This is a genomic window from Arcicella sp. LKC2W (assembly GCF_034931005.1).
Classification (GTDB): Bacteria; Bacteroidota; Bacteroidia; order Cytophagales; family Spirosomataceae; genus Arcicella.
Map to the genome: position 1 here is coordinate 1 of NZ_JAYGIN010000053.1, position 8,893 is coordinate 8,893.

Annotated in this window: 1 pseudogene; it reads right to left on the reverse strand. The window is 39.3% G+C overall.

The window, feature by feature from the left end:
• A pseudogene (locus VB796_RS23490) lies at nt 1–8,893 on the reverse strand (DUF11 domain-containing protein); the annotation flags it as partial.

Consider the following 8,893-nt stretch of genomic DNA (forward strand, 5'->3'; position numbering starts at 1 on the left):
TCTTTTACCTCTACATTGGTCGCTACATTTGGACCTTCGTTGGTTACTGAAATTGTGTAAGTTACATCGGTATTGACACTTGGGTTTGTATTCGATACCGTTTTGGTCAAACTTAAATCCGCTTGTTGAGGGATTAAAACGGCATCATCGGTATCATCTTGACCGTCTTCTGTTCCCGTTCCCACTTGTGAATCTGGGTCGAATTGGTCGCTCTTTGAGACTTCTGCCTTATTGGTAATACTCTGATTACCAGTCACTTTTGCAATGAATGTTAATACTTTGGGATTACCTACCGTTATACTCGCAATCGCTCCTGTCAGTGTTCCATTTGTGTTAGTAAAATCTGTACTTGAAACAAATTGTAATCCCGATGGCAGAATATCCAATACTTCTACATTCGTTGCCGTTGAAGGTCCTGCATTCGTAACGGTTATCGTATAAATTACATTATCTCCCACATTGGGTGCGGCAGGCGTTCCTGTGGCAGGCATTCCTGCGGCAGGCGTGCCTGTGGTGCTTGAAACAGATTTTGTTAAACTCAAATCTGCTTGTTGTCCGCCAATCAAAACACCGCCTGTATCATCCTGACCGTCTTCTGTGCCTGTATTAACTTGACTATCTGAATCGTATTGGTCACTTTTTGAAACTTCTGCTTTATTTAAAATTGCTCCACTTTGTGTTACTTTCGCTTGGAAAGTTAAAGTTGCTTCGCCACCTGAGGTGATACTTGCGATGTTATTTGATAGCAATGTATTTGACGACAGACTAAAGTCTGTGCTACTTACAAATTGTAAACCAACTGGCAAAATATCTTTTACCTGTACATTGGTCGCATTGTCAGGGCCTGCATTTTTTACTTTTATTGTGTAAGTTATCGTTTCGCCTACGTTGGGATTGGTTTTAGAAACTAATTTCTCTACACTTAAATCGGCTATTTTGGGCGTTAAAATCGCATCATCGGTATCATCCTGACCATCTTCTGTACCTGTATTTATCTGTGAATTTGGGTCGAATTGGTCGCTTTTACTGATTTCTGCTTTGTTGGTAATACTTTGATTACCAATTACTTTCGCTACAAAACTTAATGTTTTTATCCCAACTGACAAACTCGACATTTGACTCGTTAAAGTGCTTCCTGATAATTGAAAATCACTTGAACTTACAAAACTTAGTCCCGCTGGTAACACGTCTTTTACTTCTACATTCGTTGCAATACTTGGCCCTGCATTCGTTACTACAATCGTGTAAATTACGTTTTCACCTACGTTGGGCGTGGTATTATTTACGGTTTTCGTCAAACTCAAATCCGATTGTTGTCCGCCAATTAAAACACCCCCTGTATCATCTTGACCGTCTAAAGTACCTGTATTGGGTTGTGAATCTGAATCAAATTGGTCACTTTTTGAAACTTCAGCTCGGTTTAAAATACTGCCTGATTGCGTTACTTTCGCTACAAAACTTAAACTTCTGGTTGCTCCCAATGGAATATTCGCAATTGTGCCTGTCAGCGTTCCTGCATTGTTCACTAAATCAATGGAACTTACAAATTGTAAACCCGCTGGCAACACGTCTTTTACCTCTACATTGGTCGCTACATTTGGGCCTTCGTTGGTTACTGAAATTGTGTAAGTAATGTTTTCGCCAACACTTGGATTGGTTTTACTAACCGTTTTTAATAAACTTAAATCGGCAATTTGAGGGATTAAAACAGCATCATCGGTATCATCTTGACCGTCTTCTGTTCCCGTTCCCACTTGTGAATCTGGGTCGAATTGGTCGCTCTTTGAAATCTCTGCCTTGTTGGTAATACTTTGATTACCAGTCACTTTTGCAATGAATGTTAATACTTTGGGATTACCTACCGTTATACTCGTAATCGCTCCTGTCAGTGTTCCATTTGTGTTAGTGAAATCTGTACTTGAAACAAATTGTAATCCCGATGGCAGAATATCCAACACTTCTATATTCGTTGCCGTTGAAGGCCCTGCATTCGTAACGGTTATCGTATAAATTACATTATCTCCCACATTGGGTGCGGCAGGCGTTCCTGTGGCAGGCATTCCTGCGGCAGGCGTGCCTGTGGTGGTTGAAACAGATTTTGTTAAACTTAAATCTGATTGTTGTCCGCCAATTAAAACACCCCCTGTGTCATCTTGACCGTCTTCTGTGCCTGTATTCGGTTGTGAATCAATGTCATAAACATCGGATTTACTAACTTCTGCTTTATTTAAAATTGCTCCGCTTTGTGTTACTTTCGCTTGGAAGGTTAAAGTTGCTTCGCCGCCTGAGGTGATACTTGCGATATTGTTTGATAGCAATATATTTGACGACAGACTAAAGTCTGTGCTACTTACAAATTGTAAACCAACTGGCAAAATATCTTTAACCTGTACATTCGTTGCATTGTCAGGGCCTGCATTTTTTACTTTTATCGTGTAAGTTATCGTTTCGCCTACGTTGGGATTCGTTTTAGAAACTAATTTCTCTACACTTAAATCGGCTATTTTGGGTGTTAAAATTGCATCGTCAGTATCATCTTGACCATCTTCTGTACCTGTATTTATCTGTGAATTTGGGTCGAATTGGTCGCTTTTACTGATTTCTGCTTTGTTGGTAATACTTTGACTACCAATTACTTTTGCTACAAAAATTAATGATTTTGTTCCAACTGATAAACTCGTAATTTGACTCGTTAAAGTGCTTCCTGATAATTGAAAATCACTTGAACTTACAAATTGTAATCCCGCTGGCAATACGTCTTTTACTTCTACATTCGTCGCAATACTTGGCCCTGCATTCGTTACTACAATCGTGTAAATTACATTTTCGCCTACGTTGGGCGTAGGATTATTTACGGTTTTTTGAAGTGATAAATCCGATTGTTGTCCGCCAATTAAAACACCACCTGTATCATCTTGACCGTCTAAAGTGCCTGTGTTAGGTTGTGAATCTGAATCGTATTGGTCAGATTTACTTATTTCTGCTCGGTTTAAAATACTGCCTGATTGCGTTACTTTGGCGATGAATGATAATGAGCGAGTTGCTCCCAATGGGATATTCGCAATTGTGCCTGTTAGCGTTCCTGCATTGTTAATTAAATCTGAAGATGATATAAATTGTAAACCTGCTGGCAACACGTCTTTTACCTCAACATTGGTCGCAACATTTGGACCTTCGTTGGTTACTGAAATTGTGTAAGTTACATCGGTATTGACACTTGGGTTTGTATTCGATACCGTTTTGGTCAAACTTAAATCCGCTTGTTGAGGGATTAAAACGGCATCATCGGTATCATCTTGACCGTCTTCTGTTCCCGTTCCCACTTGTGAATCTGGGTCGAATTGGTCGCTCTTTGAGATTTCTGCTTTGTTGGTAATACTTTGATTACCTGTCACTTTTGCAATGAATGTTAATACTTTGGGATTACCTACCGTTATACTCGTAATCGCTCCTGTCAGTGTTCCATTTATGTTAACAAAGTCACTTGAACTTACAAATTGTAATCCTGCTGGCAGAATATCTAAAACTTCTACATTCGTTGCCGTTGAAGGTCCTGCATTCGTAACGGTTATCGTATAAATTACATTATCTCCCACATTGGGGGAGGCAGGCGTTCCTGTGGTGCTTGAAACAGATTTTGTTAAACTTAAATCCGCTTGCTGACCGCCAATTAATACCCCACCTGTGTCATCCTGACCGTCTTCTGTGCCTGTATTCGGTTGTGAATCAATGTCATAAACATCGGATTTACTAACTTCTGCTTTATTTAAAATTGCTCCGCTTTGTGTTACTTTCGCTTGGAAAGTTAAAGTTGCTTCGCCACCTGAGGTGATACTTCCCATGTTGTTTGATAGCAATATATTTGACGACAGACTAAAGTCTGCGGCAGGCGTTCCTGTGCTACTTACAAATTGTAAACCCGTTGGTAAAATATCTTTAACCTGTACATTGGTCGCATTATCAGGGCCTGCATTTTTTACTTTTATTGTGTAAGTTATCGTTTCACCTACGTTGGGATTCGTTTTAGAAACTAATTTCTCTACACTTAAATCGGCTATTTTGGGTGTTAAAATCGCATCATCGGTATCATCTTGTCCATCTTCTGTACCTGTATTTATCTGTGAATCTGGGTCAAATTGGTCGCTTTTACTGATTTCTGCTTTGTTGGTAATACTTTGACTACCAATCACTTTTGCTACAAAACTTAATGATTTTGTTCCAACTGACAAACTCGTAATCTGACTCGTTAAAGTGCTTCCTGATAATTGAAAATCACTTGAACTTACAAAACTTAGTCCCGCTGGTAACACGTCTTTTACTTCTACATTCGTTGCAATACTTGGCCCTGCATTCGTGACAATAATCGTGTAAATTACGTTTTCGCCTACGTTGGGCGTAGGATTATTTACGGTTTTTTGAAGTGATAAATCTGATTGTTGTCCGCCAATTAAGACACCGCCTGTATCATCTTGACCGTCTAAAGTGCCTGTGTTGGGTTGTGAATCTGAATCAAATTGGTCAGATTTACTTACTTCAGCTCGGTTTAAAATACTGCCTGATTGCGTTACTTTCGCTACAAAACTTAAACTTCTGGTTGCTCCCAATGGAATATTCGCAATTGTGCCTGTAAGCGTTCCTGCATTGTTCACTAAATCTGAAGATGATATAAATTGTAAACCTGCTGGCAATACGTCTTTTACCTCTACATTGGTCGCTACATTTGGACCTTCGTTGGTTACTGAAATTGTGTAAGTGATGTTTTCACCAACACTTGGATTGGTTTTACTTACTGTTTTTAATAAACTTAAATCGGCAATTTGAGGGATTAAAACGGCATCATCTGTATCATCTTGACCGTCTTCTGTTCCCGTTCCCACTTGTGAATCTGGGTCGAATTGGTCGCTCTTTGAGATTTCTGCCTTATTGGTAATACTTTGATTACCAGTCACTTTTGCAATGAATATTAATACTTTGGGCGTTCCAACTGGAAGGTTTAAAACTTGCCCTGTTAATGTTCCACTCGTGTTAACAAAGTCACTTGAACTTACAAATTGTAATCCTGCTGGCAGAATATCCAACACTTCTATATTCGTTGCCGTTGAAGGTCCTGCATTATTTACGGTAATGGTATAAATTACATTATCTCCCACATTGGGTGCGGCAGGCGTTCCTGTGGTGTTTGAAACAGATTTTGTTAAACTTAAATCTGCTTGTTGTCCGCCAATTAAAACACCACCTGTGTCATCTTGACCGTCTTCTGTGCCTGTATTAACTTGACTATCTGAATCGTATTGGTCACTTTTTGAAACTTCTGCTTTATTTAAAATTGCTCCACTTTGTGTTACTTTCGCTTGGAAGGTTAAAGTTGCTTCGCCACCTGAGGTGATACTTGCGATGTTATTTGATAGCAATGTATTTGACGACAGACTAAAGTCTGTGCTACTTACAAATTGCAATCCCGTTGGTAAAATATCTTTTACCTGTACATTAGTCGCATTATCAGGGCCTGCATTTTTTACTTTTATCGTGTAAGTTATCGTTTCGCCTACGTTGGGATTGGTTTTAGAAGCTAATTTTTCTACACTTAAATCGGCTATTTGGGGTGTTAAAATCGCATCGTCGGTATCATCCTGACCATCTTCTGTACCTGTATTTATCTGCGAATCTGGGTCGAATTGGTCGCTTTTACTGATTTCTGCTTTGTTGGTAATACTTTGATTACCAATTACTTTTGCTACAAAACTTAATGTTTTTGTTCCAACTGACAAACTCGTAATCTGACTCGTTAAAGTGCTTCCTGATAATTGAAAATCACTTGAACTTACAAATTGTAATCCCGCTGGCAATACGTCTTTTACTTCAACATTCGTCGCAATACTTGGCCCTGCATTCGTGACTACAATCGTATAAATTACGTTTTCGCCTACGTTGGGCGTAGGATTATTTACGGTTTTCGTCAAACTCAAATCTGATTGTTGTCCGCCAATTAAGACACCGCCTGTATCATCTTGACCGTCTAAAGTGCCTGTGTTGGGTTGTGAATCTGAATCAAATTGGTCACTTTTTGAAACTTCCGCTCGGTTTAAAATACTGCCTGATTGCGTTACTTTGGCGATGAATGAGAGTGAGCGAGTTGCTCCCAATGGGATATTCGCAATTGTGCCTGTCAGCGTTCCTGCATTGTTAATTAAATCTGAAGATGATATAAATTGTAAGCCCGCTGGCAACACGTCTTTTACCTCTACATTGGTCGCTACATTTGGGCCTTCGTTGGTTACTGAAATTGTGTAAGTGATGTTTTCCCCAACGCTTGGATTGGTTTTACTTACTGTTTTTAATAAACTTAAATCGGCTTGTTGAGGGATTAAAACAGCATCATCGGTATCATCCTGACCGTCTTCCGTTCCCGTTCCCACTTGTGAATCTGGGTCGAATTGGTCGCTCTTTGAGATTTCTGCTTTGTTGGTAATACTTTGATTACCAGTTACTTTTGCAATGAATGTTAATACTTTGGGATTACCTACCGTTATACTCGCAATCGCTCCTGTTAACGTTCCACTCGTGTTAACAAAGTCACTTGAACTTACAAATTGTAAACCTGCAGGCAGAATATCTAAAACTTCTACATTCGTTGCCGAACTTGGTCCTGCATTATTTACGGTAATGGTATAAATTACATTATCTCCCACATTGGGGGCGGCAGGCGTTCCTGTGGTGCTTGAAACAGATTTTGTTAAACTTAAATCTGCTTGTTGTCCACCAATTAAAACACCACCTGTATCATCCTGACCGTCTTCTGTGCCTGTATTAACTTGACTATCCGAATCGTATTGGTCACTTTTTGAAACTTCTGCTTTATTTAAAATTGCTCCGCTTTGTGTTACTTTCGCTTGGAAGGTTAAAGTTGCTTCGCCACCTGAGGTGATACTTGCGATATTATTTGATAGCAATATATTTGACGACAGACTAAAGTCTGTGCTACTTACAAATTGTAAACCAACTGGTAAAATATCTTTTACCTGTACATTGGTCGCATTATCAGGGCCTGCATTTTTTACTTTTATTGTGTAAATAATCGTTTCGCCTACGTTGGGATTCGTTTTAGAAACTAATTTCTCTACACTTAAATCGGCTATTTTGGGTGTTAAAATCGCATCATCGGTATCATCCTGACTATCTTCTGTACCTGTATTTATCTGTGAATCTGGGTCGAATTGGTCGCTTTTACTGATTTCGGCTTTGTTGGTAATACTTTGATTACCAATTACTTTTGCTACAAAACTTAATGTTTTTGTCCCAACTGATAAACTCGTAATTTGACTCGTTAAAGTGCTTCCTGATAACTGAAAATCACTTGATGAAATAAATTGTAATCCCGCTGGTAACACGTCTTTTACTTCTACATTCGTCGCAATACTTGGTCCTGCATTCGTTACAATAATCGTGTAAATTACGTTTTCGCCTACGTTGGGCGTAGGATTATTTACGGTTTTTTGAAGTGATAAATCTGATTGTTGTCCGCCAATTAAGACACCGCCTGTATCATCTTGACCGTCTAAAGTGCCTGTGTTGGGTTGTGAATCTGAATCAAATTGATCAGATTTACTTACTTCTGCTCGGTTTAAAATACTGCCTGATTGCGTTACTTTGGCGATGAATGAGAGTGAGCGAGTTGCTCCCAATGGAATATTCGCAATTGTGCCTGTCAGCGTTCCTGCATTGTTTATTAAATCTGAAGATGATACAAATTGTAAGCCCGCTGGCAATACGTCTTTTACCTCAACATTGGTCGCTACATTTGGACCTTCGTTCGTTACTGAAATCGTGTAAGTGATGTTTTCACCAACACTTGGATTGGTTTTACTTACCGTTTTTAATAAACTTAAATCGGCTTGTTGAGGGATTAAAACGGCATCATCGATATCATCCTGACCGTCTTCCGTTCCCGTTCCCACTTGTGAATCTGGGTCGAATTGGTCGCTCTTTGAGATTTCTGCTTTGTTGGTAATACTTTGATTACCAGTTACTTTTGCAATGAATGTTAATACTTTGGGATTACCTACCGTTATACTCGCAATCGCTCCTGTCAGTGTTCCATTTGTGTTAGTGAAATCTGTACTTGAAACAAATTGTAATCCCGATGGCAGAATATCCAACACTTCTACATTCGTTGCCGAACTTGGTCCTGCATTATTTACGGTTATCGTATAAATTACATTATCTCCCACATTGGGTGTGGCAGGCATTCCTGCGGCAGGCGTGCCTGTAGTGGTTGAAACAGATTTTATCAAACTCAAATCTGATTGTTGTCCGCCAATTAATACTCCACCTGTGTCATCTTGACCGTCTTCTGTGCCTGTATTCGGTTGTGAATCAATGTCATAAACATCGGATTTACTAACTTCTGCTTTATTTAAAATCGCTCCGCTTTGTGTTACTTTCGCTTGGAAGGTTAAAGTTGCTTCGCCACCTGAGGTGATACTTGCAATGTTGTTTGATAACAATATATTTGACGACAGACTAAAGTCTGCGGCAGGCGTTCCTGTGCTACTTACAAATTGTAAACCCGTTGGTAAAATATCTTTTATCTGTACATTGGTCGCATTATCAGGGCCTGCATTTTTTACTTTTATTGTGTAAGTTATCGTTTCGCCTACGTTGGGATTCGTTTTAGAAACCAATTTCTCTACACTTAAATCGGCTATTTTGGGCGTTAAAATCGCATCATCGGTATCATCCTGACCATCTTCTGTACCTGTATTTATCTGTGAATTTGGGTCGAATTGGTCGCTTTTACTGATTTCTGCTTTGTTGGTAATACTTTGACTACCAATTACTTTTGCTACAAAACTCAATGATTTTGTCCCAACTGACAAACTCGTAATTTGACTCG